General features: G+C 73.0%; 17 protein-coding genes. 16 read left to right on the plus strand and 1 reads right to left on the minus strand.

Going from position 1 to position 16,413, the window contains the following annotated elements:
- Window positions 1-3: 3 nt before the first annotated feature.
- The 15 genes from K0V08_RS15390 to rplL all read left to right on the plus strand — a co-directional run bounded on the left by K0V08_RS15390 (window position 4) and on the right by rplL (window position 14,059).
- A complete protein-coding gene (locus tag K0V08_RS15390; RefSeq protein ID WP_079532067.1) occupies window positions 4-714 on the plus strand; it encodes a DUF3592 domain-containing protein in 711 nt (236 codons plus the stop codon).
- A complete protein-coding gene (gene folK, locus K0V08_RS15395) occupies window positions 708-1,598 on the plus strand; it encodes a 2-amino-4-hydroxy-6-hydroxymethyldihydropteridine diphosphokinase (protein ID WP_079532070.1) in 891 nt (296 codons plus the stop codon). The genes K0V08_RS15390 and folK overlap by 7 nt, the downstream gene beginning before the upstream one ends.
- Window positions 1,595-2,077 carry a DUF3180 domain-containing protein gene (locus tag K0V08_RS15400; RefSeq protein ID WP_012037534.1) on the plus strand — a complete coding sequence of 161 codons (483 nt, stop codon included), beginning with the start codon at window positions 1,595-1,597 and terminating at the stop codon, window positions 2,075-2,077. The genes folK and K0V08_RS15400 overlap by 4 nt, the downstream gene beginning before the upstream one ends.
- Window positions 2,078-2,126: 49 nt before the next feature.
- The gene (locus K0V08_RS15405; RefSeq protein WP_012037535.1) at window positions 2,127-2,615 is read left to right on the plus strand and encodes a PH domain-containing protein; all 489 of its coding nucleotides are present in this window, start codon (window positions 2,127-2,129) and stop codon (window positions 2,613-2,615) included.
- Window positions 2,612-4,414 carry a PH domain-containing protein gene (locus tag K0V08_RS15410; RefSeq protein ID WP_079532073.1) on the plus strand — a complete coding sequence of 601 codons (1,803 nt, stop codon included), beginning with the start codon at window positions 2,612-2,614 and terminating at the stop codon, window positions 4,412-4,414. The genes K0V08_RS15405 and K0V08_RS15410 overlap by 4 nt, the downstream gene beginning before the upstream one ends.
- Window positions 4,411-5,172 (plus strand): Rossmann-like and DUF2520 domain-containing protein, encoded by a 762-nt coding sequence (locus K0V08_RS15415; protein ID WP_012037537.1) that lies wholly within the window; start codon window positions 4,411-4,413, stop codon window positions 5,170-5,172. Before K0V08_RS15410 ends, K0V08_RS15415 begins: the two co-directional genes overlap by 4 nt.
- 42 nt (window positions 5,173-5,214) lie before the next feature.
- Window positions 5,215-6,093, plus strand: a complete 879-nt coding sequence (gene panC / locus K0V08_RS15420) for a pantoate--beta-alanine ligase (protein ID WP_012037538.1) — start codon at window positions 5,215-5,217, stop codon at window positions 6,091-6,093.
- Window positions 6,094-6,205: 112 nt separating this feature from the next.
- Window positions 6,206-7,747 carry a lysine--tRNA ligase gene (gene lysS, locus K0V08_RS15425; protein WP_079532075.1) on the plus strand — a complete coding sequence of 514 codons (1,542 nt, stop codon included), beginning with the start codon at window positions 6,206-6,208 and terminating at the stop codon, window positions 7,745-7,747.
- Between the two features lie 6 nt (window positions 7,748-7,753).
- Window positions 7,754-7,879, plus strand: a complete 126-nt coding sequence (locus K0V08_RS16105) for a hypothetical protein (protein ID WP_012037540.1) — start codon at window positions 7,754-7,756, stop codon at window positions 7,877-7,879.
- A 21-nt stretch (window positions 7,880-7,900) separates the two neighbouring features.
- Window positions 7,901-8,083 (plus strand): hypothetical protein, encoded by a 183-nt coding sequence (locus tag K0V08_RS15430; protein ID WP_012037541.1) that lies wholly within the window; start codon window positions 7,901-7,903, stop codon window positions 8,081-8,083.
- A gap of 162 nt (window positions 8,084-8,245) precedes the next feature.
- Entirely contained in the window at window positions 8,246-10,756 is a 2,511-nt protein-coding gene (locus K0V08_RS15435; protein ID WP_012037542.1) for an ATP-dependent Clp protease ATP-binding subunit, read from the plus strand.
- Between the two features lie 166 nt (window positions 10,757-10,922).
- On the plus strand, window positions 10,923-11,810 hold the full coding sequence (locus K0V08_RS15440; protein WP_079532078.1) for an NAD-dependent epimerase/dehydratase family protein: 888 nt from the start codon (window positions 10,923-10,925) through the stop codon (window positions 11,808-11,810).
- Entirely contained in the window at window positions 11,807-12,784 is a 978-nt protein-coding gene (locus tag K0V08_RS15445; RefSeq protein WP_012037544.1) for an aldo/keto reductase, read from the plus strand. The genes K0V08_RS15440 and K0V08_RS15445 overlap by 4 nt, the downstream gene beginning before the upstream one ends.
- 300 nt (window positions 12,785-13,084) lie before the next feature.
- Complete coding sequence (gene rplJ, locus K0V08_RS15450) at window positions 13,085-13,600, plus strand: 50S ribosomal protein L10 (RefSeq protein ID WP_012037545.1); 516 nt, start codon at window positions 13,085-13,087, stop codon at window positions 13,598-13,600.
- A 75-nt stretch (window positions 13,601-13,675) separates the two neighbouring features.
- Entirely contained in the window at window positions 13,676-14,059 is a 384-nt protein-coding gene (gene rplL, locus K0V08_RS15455) for a 50S ribosomal protein L7/L12 (protein ID WP_012037546.1), read from the plus strand.
- Window positions 14,060-14,137: 78 nt separating this feature from the next.
- Here rplL and K0V08_RS15460 read toward each other — a convergent pair whose 3' ends face one another.
- Window positions 14,138-15,757 carry a LuxR family transcriptional regulator gene (locus K0V08_RS15460; RefSeq protein WP_079532081.1) on the minus strand — a complete coding sequence of 540 codons (1,620 nt, stop codon included), beginning with the start codon at window positions 15,755-15,757 and terminating at the stop codon, window positions 14,138-14,140.
- 155 nt (window positions 15,758-15,912) lie between these two features.
- Here K0V08_RS15460 and K0V08_RS15465 point away from each other — a divergent pair, with 155 nt between their 5' ends.
- Window positions 15,913-16,362 (plus strand): MarR family winged helix-turn-helix transcriptional regulator, encoded by a 450-nt coding sequence (locus K0V08_RS15465; RefSeq protein ID WP_079532084.1) that lies wholly within the window; start codon window positions 15,913-15,915, stop codon window positions 16,360-16,362.
- Window positions 16,363-16,413: the final 51 nt, after the last annotated feature.

The following is a 16,413-nucleotide window of genomic DNA, read 5'->3' on the forward strand; positions in this document are numbered from 1 at the left end:
AGCATGAGCGCCGTGAGCCAGGACCGTGTCGTCGTCTCCCCGCAGGCGGTGCTCGTCCGCATCGCGGTCGCCGCGCTCATCGCCTCCGTGGTCCTGGGCGCCGGGCTCACCTTCCCGGCCGACCTCGCCGCCGGCGCCGGCGCGGCCGTCGTGGTCGCGAAGGTCGTGGCCGTCGTGCTCGGGCTCCTCGGATCGCTCGGCAGCGCCTACGCGTCCGTCGTGCTGCTGTCGCCCGTCCTCACCACGGTCGGCGCCGCGCTCTGGCCGGCCGCCGTCGCGCTGCTCGGCACCGCGCTCGGGATCGTCGCGGCGCTGCCGTTCTCGTCCGCCGCGGTCGAGGGCGACGCGTCGCACGCGGTCCTCGGGCTCGTCGCCGCGGTGCTCGCCGTGCTCGGGATCGCCGCCGCCATCGCGTGGGCCGTGGTGCAGCGCCGCGTCGCGCGCCTCGCGGCCACCGCCCGCCGCGTCACCGAGACCGGCCGCCGCACCTCCGCGATCGTCACCGCCGTCCAGCGGCTCGACGGATCCGGCGAGGCCGTCCGCGCGCGCCTCACGGTCGCCTTCACCGACGGCGAGGGCCGCGACCACCACGTCACCCGCACGGTCACCACGGCCGACCGCCTGCTCCCGGCCGTCGGCGGCAAGCTGCCGCTCTGGTACGACCCGGCCGACCCGGGCGACCTCCCCTCCATCGTCGTGGGCCGCTCATGGTGACGCCCCTCCCCGCCGACCGCATCCTCCTCACCGGGCTGCGCGTGCACGCCCACCACGGCGTCTTCGCGGAGGAGCGCCGCGACGGCCAGCCGTTCGTGATCGACCTCGAGGTCGCGCTCGACCTCGCGCCCGCCGGCGGCACCGACGAGCTCGGCCGCACGCTGCACTACGGGGAGCTCGCCGAGGAGGTCGCCGCGGCGGTCGGGCGGGATCCCGTCGACCTCATCGAGACGCTGGCCGAGCGCGTCGCGGGCGTCGTGCTCGCGCATCCCGTGGCCCGGTCGGTGCGCGTCACCGTGCACAAGCCGGACGCGCCCATCTCCGTCCCCTTCGACGACGTGGCCGTCGTGATCGAGCGCGCGTCCGCCCTGCCGGCGCCGGGCGCGACCGTGCGCGCGGTGCTGGCCGTGGGATCCAACCTCGGCGACCGGCGCGCGACCGTCGAGCGCGCGCTGGCCCTGATCGACGAGGTGCCCGGCCTCCGCGTCGTGCGCTCCTCGGATCTCGTGGAGTCCGTCGCCGTGACGCCCGAGGGGGAGGACCCGACGAAGCCCGGCTACCTCAACGGCGTCGCGCTGGTGGACGCCGAACTGGGCCCGCATGCGCTGCTGGACGCCCTGGCCGCGATCGAGCGCGACCTCGGCCGCGTGCGCGCCGAGCGCTGGGGCGACCGCACGATCGACCTCGACGTCGTCGCGTACGGCGACGCGCGGATCCACGACGACCGCCTCACGCTGCCCCACCCGCGCGCCGCCGAGCGCGCCTTCGTGCTCGGGCCCTGGCTGCAGGCGGATCCCGACGCCGAGCTGCCCGGCCGCGGCCGCGTCGACGCGCTGCTCGCCGCGCTGGGATCCACCGCCGACCCCGCGGAGGCCCGCGCATGACCCGCACGCGCTCCACCACCCTCATCGCCCTCCTCATCGCGGGCGCGGCCGTCGGCTGGTTCGTCGAGAACGCGCTCCTCATGAGCGGCCGCGCGCTCCTGATCCCGCCGCTCACGCTCGGCGCGACCCTCCTGATCGTCGGGATCGTGCTGCTCGCGCTCGCCCGCCCCATCCGCCGCTCGACGCTCGGGCGCACCCCGGGACGCGTCGACCCGTTCCGCGCCACCCGCGTGGTGCTCCTCGCGAAGGCGTCGGCGCTCGCGGGCGCGCTGCTCACCGGGATCACCGGGGGAGTGCTGGCCTTCGTGCTGGCCCGGCCGGTGCTGCCCGGCGCGTCCTCCGTGGGGCTCGCGGTGGCCGGTACGGTGGGAGCCGTCGTCCTCCTCGTCGCCGGGCTGGTCGCCGAGCACTGGTGCACGGTCCCGCCCGACGACCGGGACGACTCGCGCCCCGGGGATCCGGCGCGCGAGCTCTCGTAGGACCCCGCAGCACCCGCTCGCAGGCCCCACCGCACCACCGAGGAGCACCGTGACCCCGAACGTCGACCCGCACGGCGTCTCGTGGCGCCGCGTCTCCCCGCGCCTCGTCGGCGTCGAGCTGGTGGGCGGCGTGATCACCGCCCTCGTGCTCGGCGGGATCGCGGCGTTCCTCTTCGCGGTCGACGCGCCCGGCTGGCTGCCGATCGTGCTGGGCGCCGCCGCGCTCGTCGAGCTCGTCGTGACCCTCGTGATCGTCCCCCGCCGCGTCCGCGCCATGGGGTACCAGCTGCGCGAGGACGACCTCGTCTTCCGCCGCGGCATCATGTGGACGCGCGTCGTCGCCGTGCCGTACGGCCGGATGCAGCTCGTCGACATCACGCGCGGGCCCGTCGGCCGCGTGCTCGGCCTCGCCGACCTCAAGCTCGTGACCGCGGCGGCCGCGGCGAGCATCCAGATCCCCGGGCTCACGAACGCCGACGCCGAGGAGCTGCGCGATCGGCTGGTCGCCCTCGCCGAGACGCGTCGGGCCGGGCTGTGAGCGACCCGACGCCCGAGGATCCGGCGGCCGGCCCGCCAGACGTCCCGCCTGCCGGTGCCGCAGCCGGGCCCGCAGCCGGGCCCGCGCCCGCGGCCGTCCCCGCCGCGGAGGCGCGCATCGCGGAGGAGCTCACCGACGGCGACTGGCACCGCCTCCACCCGGCCACCCCCGTGCTCCGCGGCGGGGTCCTCTTCATCGTCGCGATCGGCTTCCTCGTCTCCTCCCTGCGCGAGCAGCTCGTGGAGCAGTTCGTGCCCGGCCAGCGGCAGGACGGCGAACAGGACCTCATCCCGATGCTCGTGGAGAGCGGCAGCCTCATCTGGGTGATCCTCGCCCTCCTCGCCTTCACCCTGCTCGCGGTCGGCATCTCCTACCTCTCGTGGCGCATGCACACGTTCCGCGTCACCGAGGAGACCGTCGAGGTGCGCAGCGGGATCCTCTCCCGCACGAACCGGCGGGCGAGGCTCGACCGGATCCAGGGCGTCAACATCGTGCGCCCGCTCATCGCGCGGCTCATCGGCGCGGCGAAGCTCGAGATCCAGGTCGCCGGCAACGACGCCAACCTGCCGCTGCAGTACCTCCGGTCGCGCGACGCCGACGCGTTCCGGCTCCGCGTGCTGCGGCTCGCGTCCGGCGCACGGGCGGAGGCGGCGGGTGCCGCCCCGGCGTCCGCTCCGGCCGGCGCGCCGCGCGGCTTCGTCGGCTCGCGGGTCGACGACTTCCTCGCGCCCGAGCTCGACCCGGACGCGGCCCCGCCGCAGTCGGTCGTCCGCATCCCCATCCCGCGCCTCGTCGGCGCCGTGCTGCTCTCGGCGCCCACGGTCGTGCTGGTGCTGTTCGTCGCGGTCGGCATACCGCTCATCGTGCGGTTCGAGGCCTGGTACCTGCTCGTGCCGCTGCTGCCGACGCTCCTCGGATCCGCCGGCTTCTTCGTGCGCCGGATCACGCGCTCGCTCCGCTACAGCGTCGCCGGCACGCCGGACGGCGTCCGCGTCGGGTTCGGCCTGCTGTCCACGAGCAACGACACCATCCCGCCCGGCCGGATCCACGCGGTCGAGGTCGTGCAGCCGCTCCTCTGGCGCGCGTCCGGCTGGTGGGAGATCCGCATCACGCGCGCCTCGCACTCCTCGTCGCCTGGCGCCGCCGGCCAGCAGAACACGTCCATCCTCCCCGTGGGCGACCGCAGGGACGTCGATCGCGTGCTCGGCCTCGTCCTCCCCGACCTCGTGGGCGACCAGGCGCTCGCCCTCGTCGCCGTGGGCATGACCGGCCGCGGCGGCGTCGACGACGGCTTCACCACGTCGCCGCGCCGGGCGTGGATCCTCAAGCCCTTCTCCTGGCGTCGCACGGGCTTCGCGGTCGACGCGTCGGCGTTCCTCGTCCGCCGCGGCGTGATCTGGCGCCGCCTCGTGATCGTGCCGCACGCCCGGACGCAGGGGGTCGACCTCACGCAGGGCCCCATCGACCGTCGGCTCGACCTCGTCTCGGTCCGCGCCGCCACCGTCGCCGGACCCGTGGACACGCGGCTCGGCGCCATCGATCGGGCCACGGGCATGGAGCTGTCGACCCGGCTGGTCGCAGCCGCCGTGGCATCGGCCCGGTCCGACACGTCCGCGCACTGGGGCGCCGAGGCCGCGAGCTGGCCGGCGCCGGGATCCGCGCCCGCTCCGGCACCGGCCGGCGCCGAAGCTGCCTCCGGCCCCGCCGCCACCTCCGGCGCCGACACCGCATGGCCGCCCCCGGCCGCCGACGCCGACGACGCCCCCCGCCATCGCTCCGCCCCCGAGGACCCCGCATGACCGCCCCGTCCCAGCGCTCCGGCCGCCTCGGCGTCGGCATCGTCGGCGCGGGTCGCGTCGGCCCGGTCCTCGGCGCCGCCCTCGCGGGTGCCGGCCACGCGATCACCGGCATCTCGGCGGTCTCGGCCGCCAGCCGCGAGCGCGCGGAGGCGATGCTGCCCGGTGTCCCGGTCCTCGAGATCCCCGACCTGATCGAGCGCAGCGAGCTCGTGATCCTCGCCGTCCCCGACGCCGAGCTCCCCGGCCTCGTCGCGGGCCTCGCCGCAACGGGCGCGTGGCAGGCCGGCCAGCTCGTCGTGCACACGTCGGCGGCGCATGGGATCCAGGTGCTCGCGCCCGCGTTCGCGTCCGGCATCATCCCGCTCGCCATCCACCCGGCGATGTCGTTCACCGGCACGAGCATGGACCTCAGCCGCATGGTCGACAGCTGGTTCGCCGTCACCGCGCCCGCGCCCGTCCTCCCCATCGCGCAGGTGCTCGTCGTGGAGATGGGCGGCGAGCCCGTCGTCGTGGAGGAGCGGGACCGCGCGGCGTACGCCGAGGCCATCTCCACCGCGACGACGTTCTCCACCGCGATCGTCGACCAGGCCGCCGGCCTCCTCGCGGGCATCGGCGTGGAGGAGCCCGGCCGCGTGCTCGGCCCGCTGATCCGGTCCGCCGTCGACGACGCGCTCCGTCGCTCCTCCCCGGCGGGCGGCGCGCGTCTCACCACGGGCGACGTGCCCCTGCCGACGGACGAGGGCCCGGACGCGCACTAACCTTGTGCGTCCGCGTCCCGCAGCACCGAGGAGCATCGAGCCATGACGATCCCCGCGCCCACCGTCGTCACCGGCATCGCCGAGCTGCGCGCCCGCGTCCGCGACCACCGGGCCGCCCGCACCGCGGCGGGGGAGGCCCCCGTCGTCGTCCTCGTCCCCACCATGGGCGCGCTGCACGAGGGCCACCTGGCGCACGCCCGCCGCGCCCGCGAGCTCGGCTCCCTCGTGGTCGTGTCGATCTTCGTCAACCCGCTGCAGTTCGGCGCGGGCGAGGACCTCGACGCCTACCCCCGCACGCTCGACGCCGACGTGGCCGCGCTCACGGAGACCGGCGTCGACCTCGTCTTCGCGCCGTCCGCGGCCGAGATGTACCCGGACGGGCCGGCGCGCGTCCGCGTCACCGGCGGATCCGTCGCCCTCACGCTCGAGGGCCGCTCCCGTCCCGGCCACTTCGACGGCATGCTCACCGTCGTGGCGAAGCTCCTCCACATCGTGGCGCCCGACGTCGCCACCTTCGGCCGCAAGGACGCGCAGCAGCTGCACCTCGTCCGCCGCATGGTGCGCGACCTCGACCTGCCGGTCCGCATCGAGGACCTCGAGACGGTGCGCGAGCCCGACGGCCTCGCCCTCTCCAGCCGCAACCGCTACCTCGACGACCGCGAGCGCCGCGCCGCGCGCGTCATCCCGGCCGCGCTCGAGGCCGCGCAGAGCGCCGGGTCCCGCGGCATCGACGCCGTCATCGCCGCCGCCCAGTCCGTGGTGATGGGCGAGCCCGCCGTGGCCCTCGACCACTTCCAGGTGGTGGATCCCACCACCTTCGAGTCCGTGGACGACGGCTTCACGGGCGTCGCGCTCGCCGTGATCGCCGCCCGCGTCGGCAGCACGCGCCTCATCGACAACGAGACCGTCGTCATCGCCTGACCCGGCGGGCATCCGATCCGCGGGCGTGCCCGGGCCCCGCCCGCACCTGCGAGAATCGACGGGAGGCCGCTCGGCCGCCGAGAACCCACGACCCGCGAGGATCCACCCGCACATGACCGACAGCCCCGGAACGCCCGCGACGCCCGAGACCGCCCCCGCTCCCGCCGTGGAGGGATCCGCCGAGGACGTCGCCGAGCAGAAGGCCGTGCGCCTCGCCAAGCGCGCCCGCCTCAACGCCGAAGGCGGCCCCGGCGAGGGCGCGTACCCGGTGCAGGTGCCCGTCACGACCACGATCCCCGCGGTCCGTGCCGAGTTCGGCCACCTCGAGCCCGGCGAGGAGACCGACCACGTGGTCGGCATCGCCGGCCGCGTCGTCCACTTCCGCAACACCGGCAAGCTCTGCTTCGCCACGCTCCAGGCGGGCGACGGAACCCGCATCCAGGCCATGATCTCGCTGGCCGAGGTGGGCGACGAGGCGCTCGCCGCGTGGAAGGAGCTCGTCGACCTCGGCGACCACGTCTTCGTCGCCGGCCGCGTCATCGCGAGCCGCAAGGGCGAGCTGTCGATCATGGGCGCCGAGTGGCGCATCGCCTCGAAGGCCCTGCTGCCCCTGCCGAACCTGCACTCGGAGCTCTCGGACGAGACCCGCGTCCGCAGCCGGTACCTCGACCTCATCGTGCGCGACCAGGCGCGCAAGAACGTCCTCGACCGCGCGAAGGTCAACGCCTCCATGCGCGAGACGTTCCGCCAGCGCGGCTACGTCGAGGTCGAGACCCCCATGCTGCAGGTGATGCACGGCGGCGCCTCCGCCCGCCCGTTCGTCACGCACTCCAACGCCTTCGACACCGAGATGTACCTCCGCATCGCGCCCGAGCTCTACCTCAAGCGCGCGGTCGTCGGCGGCATCGACCGCGTGTTCGAGATCAACCGCAACTTCCGCAACGAGGGCGCCGACTCGACGCACAGCCCCGAGTTCGCGATGCTCGAGGCGTACGAGGCCTACGGCGACTACACCTCCATCGCCGAGCTCACCCAGACGCTCGTGCAGGACGCGGCGATGGCGGTGGCCGGCAGCCACGTGGTCACGTGGGCCGACGGCACCGAGTACGACCTCGGCGGCGAGTGGGACCGCATCTCCATGTACGGCTCGCTGAGCGCGGCCGCTGGCGTCGACATCACGCCCGCCACCACCGTCGACGAGCTCCAGGCCATCGCCGACCGCGAGGGCGTCGTCGTGCCGCTGAGCACGCACGGCAAGCTCGTCGAGGAGCTCTGGGAGCACTTCGTGAAGGGCGGCCTCGAGCGCCCGACCTTCGTGCTCGACTTCCCGGTCGAGACCTCCCCGCTCACGCGCGCGCACCGCTCCATCGAGGGCGTCGTCGAGAAGTGGGACCTCTACATCCGCGGCTTCGAGCTGGCCACCGGCTACTCCGAGCTCGTGGATCCCGTCGTGCAGCGCGAGCGCTTCGTCGACCAGGCGCGCCAGTCGGCGCGCGGCGACGACGAGGCCATGCCGCTCGACGAGGAGTTCCTCCGTGCCCTCGAGCACGGCATGCCGCCCTCGGGCGGCATGGGCATGGGGGTCGACCGGCTCCTCATGGCCATCACCGGTCTCGGCATCCGCGAGACCATCCTGTTCCCCCTAGTGAAGTAGGCGACCATGCCATTAGGCCCCGACGGCTCGAACCCGAAGAAGCCCACCACCGCGCGCTACGCCCTCTGGATCATCGTGGGCGGCATCGCCGTCGTCATGATCGGCCAGGGCGTCTACGGCATCCTCACCTAGAGCGCGGCGTATCCTTGCCGCATGGATGATTTCTGGGCGAGCGCGATCTGGTCGATCCTCCCCACCCTCGGCGTGGGCCTGATCTTCTGGTTCATCATGCGAGCGGTCATCCAGGCGGACAAGCAGGAGCGCAAGGCCTACGCCGCCATCGAGGCGAAGGAGCGCGCCCGCATGGGCGTCCCCGCGCCCGACGCGGACCGCTAGCGCCGGCGGCCGACGCCCGGCTCGCCCTCGTCGCGGACCCCGATCCGCCGCCTGGCGCATCGCGTCACGCCCACGGCGAACAGGGGCATGCACTCCTCGAACCCGTCGTTACTCTCTACATATCGGCGCCGGCCCCCTGCCCCGGTGCCCAGGGAGATACAGATGTTCGAGAGATTCACCGACCGCGCTCGTCGCGTCGTCGTCCTGGCCCAAGAAGAGGCCAAGATGCTCAACCACAACTACATCGGGACCGAGCACATCCTGCTCGGCCTCATCCACGAGGGCGAAGGCGTGGCCGCCAAGGCCCTGGAGTCGCTCGGCATCTCCCTCGATGCCGTCCGCGAACAGGTCCAGGACATCATCGGCCAGGGCCAGCAGCAGCCCACGGGGCACATCCCGTTCACGCCGCGCGCCAAGAAGGTCCTGGAGCTGTCGCTCCGCGAGGCCCTCCAGCTCGGCCACAACTACATCGGCACCGAGCACATCCTCCTCGGCCTGATCCGCGAGGGCGAGGGCGTCGCCGCGCAGGTGCTCGTCAAGCTCGGCGCCGACCTCAACCGCGTGCGCCAGCAGGTCATCCAGCTCCTGTCCGGCTACCAGGGCAAGGAGGCGGTCGCCGTCGGCGGCGAGGCCCAGCAGAGCCAGCAGGCGGGCTCCACGGTCCTCGACCAGTTCGGGCGCAACCTCACGCAGGCCGCGCGCGACGGCAAGCTCGACCCCGTCATCGGGCGCGAGAAGGAGATCGAGCGCGTGATGCAGATCCTGTCGCGCCGCTCCAAGAACAACCCCGTCCTCATCGGCGAGCCCGGCGTCGGCAAGACCGCCGTCGTCGAGGGCCTGGCGCAGGCCATCGTCAAGGGCGACGTCCCGGAGACGCTGAAGGACAAGCAGCTCTACACGCTCGACCTCGGCTCGCTCATCGCCGGTTCCCGCTACCGCGGCGACTTCGAGGAGCGCCTCAAGAAGGTCACCAAGGAGATCCGCACGCGCGGCGACATCATCACCTTCATCGACGAGATCCACACCCTCGTCGGCGCGGGTGCCGCCGAGGGCGCGATCGACGCGGCCAGCATCCTCAAGCCGCTCCTCGCGCGCGGCGAGCTGCAGACCATCGGCGCCACCACGCTCGACGAGTACCGCAAGCACTTCGAGAAGGACGCGGCCCTCGAGCGCCGCTTCCAGCCCATCCAGGTGCAGGAGCCCTCGCTGCCCCACACCATCAACATCCTCAAGGGCCTGCGCGACCGGTACGAGGCGTTCCACAAGGTGTCCATCACCGACGGCGCCATCGTGTCCGCGGCGAACCTCGCGGACCGCTACATCGCCGACCGGTTCCTCCCGGACAAGGCCATCGACCTGATCGACGAGGCCGGCGCCCGCCTGCGCCTCTCGATCCTGTCGGCGCCGCCGGAGCTGCGCGAGTTCGACGAGCGCATCTCCACGGTCCGCGTGGCCAAGGAGACCGCCATCGAGGACCAGGACTTCGAGAAGGCCGCGAGCCTGCGCGACGAGGAGAAGAACCTCCTCGGCGAGCGCCTCCGCCTCGAGAAGCAGTGGCGCTCGGGCGACGTCCGCACCACCGCAGAGGTCGACGAGGGCCTGATCGCCGAGGTGCTGGCGCAGGCCACGGGCATCCCGGTCTTCAAGCTCACGGAGGAGGAGTCCTCGCGCCTCGTCTTCATGGAGAAGGCCCTGCACCAGCGGGTCATCGGCCAGGAGGAGGCCATCTCGGCCCTGTCCAAGACCATCCGCCGCACCCGCGCCGGGCTCAAGGACCCGCGCCGTCCCTCGGGATCGTTCATCTTCGCCGGCCCCACGGGCGTCGGCAAGACGGAGCTCGCGAAGGCCCTGGCGGAGTTCCTGTTCGACGACGAGGACGCCCTCATCTCGCTCGACATGAGCGAGTACGGCGAGAAGCACACTGTGAGCCGCCTCTTCGGCGCCCCTCCCGGATTCGTCGGCTTCGAGGAGGGCGGGCAGCTCACCGAGAAGGTGCGCCGCAAGCCGTTCTCCGTGGTGCTCTTCGACGAGATCGAGAAGGCCCACCCGGACATCTTCAACTCGCTCCTCCAGATCCTGGAGGAGGGACGCCTGACGGATGGCCAGGGCCGCGTGGTCGACTTCAAGAACACGGTCATCATCATGACCACCAACCTCGGCACCAAGGACATCACGGGTGCCCCGGTCGGGTTCCAGGTCGAGAACAACGCCGCGAACTCGTACGAGCGCATGAAGGGCAAGGTCAGCGAGGAGCTGAAGAAGAACTTCAAGCCCGAGTTCCTCAACCGCGTGGACGACACCATCGTCTTCCCGCAGCTGTCGAAGCCCGAGCTGCTCCAGATCGTCGACCTGTTCGTGAAGCGACTGTCGGACCGCATGATGGACCGCGACCTCACGATCACGCTCGAGACCGCCGCGAAGGAGCGACTCATCGAGGTCGGCTTCGACCCGTCGCTCGGCGCCCGGCCGCTGCGCCGCGCGGTGCAGCACGAGATCGAGGACCGTCTGTCCGAGCGCATCCTGCAGGGCGAGCTCAACGCGGGCGACCACGTGCACGTCGACTACGTGGACGGCCAGTTCACGTTCGTCACGACGCAGCGCGAGGGCATCTCGGTCGCGGCCGGCATCGGCACCGGGACCGGCACGCCGGACCTCGCCATCACGAGCGAGTAGCGCCCGGCACCCAGCACCACCACGACGGCCCGTCGTCCCCGAGAGGGGGCGGCGGGCCGTCGCCGTGCCAGCGGGCTGCGGGTGTCCTCCATGCGGCTGTCGCCTCCCCGGGCTGCGGGCCAGGATGGGATGCGGGCGGAACCGCCCACGAAGGAGATGCTCGCTGATGAGAATTGCCGTCACCGGAGGCTCGGGGAAGCTCGGCCGCCACGTCGTGGCCGACCTGCGCGCCCACGGACACGAAGTCACCAACATCGATCAGGTGGGGGAGCGCGGATCCGGCTACGTCCGCGTCGACACCACCGACTACGGGCAGGTGGTCGACGCCCTCTTCGGCGTCCAGGACCTGCACGACGGGTTCGACGCCGTCGTGCACCTCGCCGCCATCCCGGCGCCCGCGATCCTGAGCGACGTGGCCACGTTCCACAACAACATGCTCACGAGCTTCAACGTCTTCCAGGCCGCGCGCCGGGCGGGCATCCGGAAGATCGTCTACGCGTCGAGCGAGACCGTGCTCGGCCTCCCGTTCGACGTCCCGCCGCCGTACATCCCCGTCGACGAGGAGTACCCGGCGCAGCCGAACAGCACCTACTCGCTCGTCAAGCACCTCGAGGAGCAGACGGCCATCGAGCTGTGCCGCTGGGATCCCGAGCTGCAGGTCACCGCGCTCCGCTTCTCCAACGTCATGGACGTCGACGACTACGAGGAGTTCCCGGGCTTCGACGACGACGCGCTCGCGCGCAAGTGGAACCTGTGGGGCTACATCGACGGACGCGACGGCGCGCAGGCGGTCCGCAAGGCGCTCGAGCACGACGGGACCGGATTCGACCGCTTCATCGTCGCGAACGCCGACACCGTGATGAGCCGCTCCAGCGCCGAGCTCGCGGCCGAGGTCTTCCCCGGCGTCGAGGTCACGAAGGAGCTGGGCGAGCACGAGACGCTGCTGTCCATCGACAAGGCCCGCCGGATCCTCGGCTACGAGCCCGAGCACACCTGGCGTGACCACGCCCCGGCCACCACGGGCGACGACCCGGTCGCGGGGCACCCGTCGTGAGGTACGTGAAGCTGGGCAGCACGGGCACCGAGGTCTCGGCCATCGCGCTGGGCTGCATGAGCTACGGCGAGCCGACGCGCGGCAACCACGCGTGGACGCTCGGCGAGGAGGACTCGATCCCGCTGATCCGCCGCGCGGTCGAGCTCGGCATCACGTTCTTCGACACCGCGAACGTGTACTCCGACGGCTCGAGCGAGGAGATCACGGGCCGCGCGCTGAAGGCCATGACGAAGCGCGAGGAGATCGTCATCGCCACGAAGGTGCACGGCGCCATGGGGGAGGGGCCGAACTCGCGCGGACTGTCGCGGAAGCACATCATGTGGCAGATCGACGAGAGCCTCCGGCGGCTCGGGACGGACTACGTGGACCTGTACCAGATCCACCGCTTCGACCCGGCGACGCCGCTCGAGGAGACGCTCGAGGCGCTCGACGACCTCGTGCGCGCCGGCAAGGTGCGCTACCTCGGCGCCTCGTCGATGGACGCGTGGCGGTTCTCGAAGGCGCTGCACCTGCAGCGGGCCAACGGCTGGGCGCGCTTCGTCACGATGCAGGACCACTACAACCTCGTGAACCGCGAGGAGGAGCGCGAGATGCTGCCCCTCTGCGCGGACGAGGGCGTGGGATCCCTGCCGTGGAGCCCGCTCGCCCGCGGTCGCCTCACGCGCGACTGGGACGCGACGACCGACCGGAGCGAGACGGACGAGTTCGGGAAGACGCTCTACGCGGCCCAGGAGGACTCGGATCGCCGGGTCGCGGCCGCGGTCGCGGAGGTGGCCGGCGCCCGCGGCGTGCCGCGCGCGCAGGTCGCGCTGGCCTGGGTGTCGCGGAACCCCGTCGTCACCGCGCCCATCGTGGGCGGGACGAAGGTCGCGCACATCGAGGACGCGGTCGCGTCGCTGGATCTCGAGCTCACGGCCGACGAGGTGTCCCTGCTCGAGGAGCACTACGTGCCGCACGCGGTCGTCGGGTACTGACCGCTCCGGGGATCGCCCGCGCCGCCCGACTTGCGCGGACGATCCCCGTCACCTACTCTTAGCGGAGCCACAGACCGCTGGTCGTCGGCGTGCCTCCGCGAGGGGATGCGCCGGACGAAGGTTCACTCAGGTGAAGGCCCGCGCAGGTGATCGAAGCACGATGCAGCGCATGCCCTGAGGGCTGCGCGACACTCCCGCTCCGGCCTCCTGTGCCGGAGCGTTTCTCATGTGTGCAGCCGGGGGCTGCCAGCACCCCGCACCGCTTCCGCGGCGTCGGGGAACCACGTGATAAGGAGTGCCATGGCGAACAAGGAAGCCTCGGTCGCCGAGCTCGCGGAGAAGTTCCGCAGCTCGAACGCCGTACTGCTCACCGAGTACCGCGGTCTCACCGTTGCCCAGCTCAAGCAGCTGCGGAAGAGCATCAGTGCAGACGCGACCTACGCCGTGGTGAAGAACACGCTGACCAAGATCGCGGCGAACCAGGCGGGGATCTCGTCGTTCGACGACGAGCTCGTCGGCCCGTCCGCGATCGCGTTCGTGCACGGCGACACCGTCGCCGTCGCGAAGGCGCTGCGCACCTTCACCAAGGCCAACCCTCTTCTCGTCGTGAAGGGCGGTTACTTCGACGGCAACCCCCTGACGGCGGACGAGGTGAACAAGCTCGCCGACCTCGAGTCGCGGGAGGTGCTGCTGGGCAAGCTCGCCGGCGCCTTCAAGGCCTCGCTCTTCGGCGCGGCGTACCTGTTCAACGCACCGCTCTCGCAGGCCGTACGCACCGTCGAGGCGCTGCGCGAGAAGCAGGAATCGGCTCAGTAGCACCCCTCGGGTCCCATCCCCGGGGCGCGATGCACTGATCCGACGAGACACCACACCAACCCAAGGAGATACACAATGGCAAAGCTCTCTAACGACGAGCTCATCGAGGCCTTCAAGGAGCTCACGCTCATCGAGCTCAGCGACTTCGTCAAGAAGTTCGAGGAGGTCTTCGAGGTCACCGCCGCGGCCCCCGTCGCCGCTGCCGCCGCCCCCGGCGCCGCTGCCCCCGCCGAGGAGGTCGAGGAGAAGACCGCGTTCGACGTCATCCTCGAGGCCGCCGGCGACAAGAAGATCCAGGTCATCAAGGAGGTGCGCGCCCTCACCAGCCTCGGCCTCGGTGAGGCGAAGGCCCTCGTCGATGGAGCCCCCAAGGCCGTCCTGGAGGGCGCCAACAAGGAGGCCGCCGACAAGGCGAAGGCCCAGCTCGAGGCCGCGGGCGCGACGGTCACCGTCAAGTAGCTCGCACCACAGCACAGCGCTCAGGGCGCCGATCCCCTCGGGGGTCGGCGCCCTGCGTCGTCCCCGGGGCAGGGCGGCTCAGGCGGAGCCCGGCCGCAGGTCGTGCCCGAGGGCGCGCGCCCGCTCCACGGCCTCGGACCGCGACGTCGCGTCGAGCTTGCGGTAGGCGCTCCGCACGTGCGACTTCACCGTGTTGGGCGAGATGAAGAGCCGTGCGGCGATCTGCGTCACCGTCAGGCCGTCGGCCAGGCACGCGACGATGAGGCGCTCGCGGTCGGTCAGCGGATCCACCGGCGCAGCCTCCACGGGCACCTGCCCCGCCCGGACGCCCTCGAGCACCGCCCGCACGTCGGGCAGCTGATCCCGCGCGAGCGCCCGGTCGAGCAGCGTGTGCGACGCGGCGGCGGGGAACACCGCGAAGGGTCGGAGGACGCCGGTCGACACGGCGTGCAGCGCCGCGCGGTCGAAGGCGTGGTCGCTCCGCGCGTGGTCGCCGAGGCCGTGGTACGCGGCCGCGACCACGAGCAGGACGTCGTCGAGGGTGCGCCCCGAGTGCGCGTCGCCGAGCGCGAGGCAGTCCGCCATCTGGGCGAGGGCCCCGACGTGGTCGTCGGCCTGGACCCGCAGCCGACCGGCGATCATCGCCGGGCACGTGGAGTGCTGGGCCGTCGGTCGCAGCGTGCGGAGCAGGTCCCACGCCGCGGCCGTCTGATCCAGGTGCGCGAGCAGGGACGCCCGCAGCGTGTCGCGCATGGCCGGGACGGGGCCGTGCTCCGCCCAGCCCACGCCGAGGTTGTGCAGACGACGCAGGTGCTCGAGCGCATCGAGCCGGAGGCCCCGGATGGCCGCCACCGTCGCCTCGGCGTAGCGGGCGAGCAGCTCCCAGTCGGTGCCGTCGCTGGCCGGGCGGAGGCCCTCGACGATCAGCATCGCGTCGTCCGGCCTCGTCTCGTCGACCGCGATCATCGTGGCGGCGATCTCCGCCGGCGCGAGGAACCCGCTGCGGGCGAGGGCCGGATCCGCCCCCGGTGACGCGAGGAGCCCGCGGGCGCGCACGACGAGGTCGCGCGCATCCTCGATCTCGCCGAGGCAGTACGCGAGGTAGGCGAGCGCGCCGCGGCACTCCAGCCGGTCGGGCAGCACGAGATGGCGCTCGCCCAGACCCTCCGCGATGCGGAGCTCGTCGCGCGCCCCGGTGAAGTCGCCGAGGTGCGTGAGCACGAGGCCGTGCTGCAGCGCGACGCGGGCCTGGAGCGTGATGCGCTCCTGCAGCGAGATCCCGCGCTCGGTGTCGAGGATCCCGCGTGCCTCGTCGAGCGAGTCGCGCGCCTCGGCCAGCCGGCCCACCCGGCGGTCGCCCGCGGCCCGGTGCGCGAGGACCGCGGCGCGCGTCGGGGCGGAGGGCGGGGGATCCGAGGTGAGGAGGAGATCGAGCGCGGACCGGTAGGCGATGGAGGCCCGGCGGTCGGAGGCGACCGCGCCGCGGTAGGTGGCGGCCATGCCGGTGACGAGCCAGACGTCGTCCTCCCACAGCGCGGGGTCGAGCCGGTCGTAGAGGGCGCGGATGCGGTCGGAGTGGAGGTCCACGTGGAGGGGCCATCCGGCGGCGAGGAGCGCCGCGGCCTGCGCGTCGGCGCCGCCGTCCATGGCCTCGCCGATCGCGTGCTCGAGACCGTCGATGGTCGTCGCGTCGCTCATGGGGTCCTTCGGCGCGGGTGCCCGGGCGGGCGGCCGTCGCCCCACAACGCTACGTCCCCGCGGTCATCCGGGTCGAGGCGAGGGGCGGGGCTTTCCGTTCCAGGACATCCGGCTCGGGGGATGACATGCGCATAGCCTGGCTATATAGTTGGTGCATGACCGACCACGACCTGCGCGCCCTCCTCGGGGACCTGGTGACCGCCGGGCACCGGCTCACGCGCCTCGCCGCGCACGAGGTCGGCGGCACGAGCTCGCCCGCCGTCTGGCGCACCCTCTCGGTGCTCGTCACCTGGCCGGGCGGGATGCGCCTCGGCGTGCTCGCCGAGCGCAGCCGCGTCTCGCAGCCCACGACCACCAAGATCGTGCGCTCGCTCGTCGGCCAGGGCTGGATCGCGCAGGTGGCCGACCCGTCCGACGCGCGCGCGACCCTGCTCGAGATCACGTCGGCCGGCCGCGCCGCGCTCGACGACTGGCGCGACCGCCTGGCCACCGCGCTCGTGCCGCGCTTCGCCGACCTCCCGGCCGCCGACGTGGCCGCGCTCGCGCGCGCCGTCGAGGTGGTCATGTCGCGCGTCGACGGCGCCCCCGCGCCCGCGGGCGACTGACCGTCGGCACCGCACGACCCACCCGCACCCATCCATCCGCACCGCACATCC

It is taken from the genome of Clavibacter michiganensis (assembly GCF_021216655.1).
GTDB lineage: Bacteria > Actinomycetota > Actinomycetes > Actinomycetales > Microbacteriaceae > Clavibacter > Clavibacter michiganensis.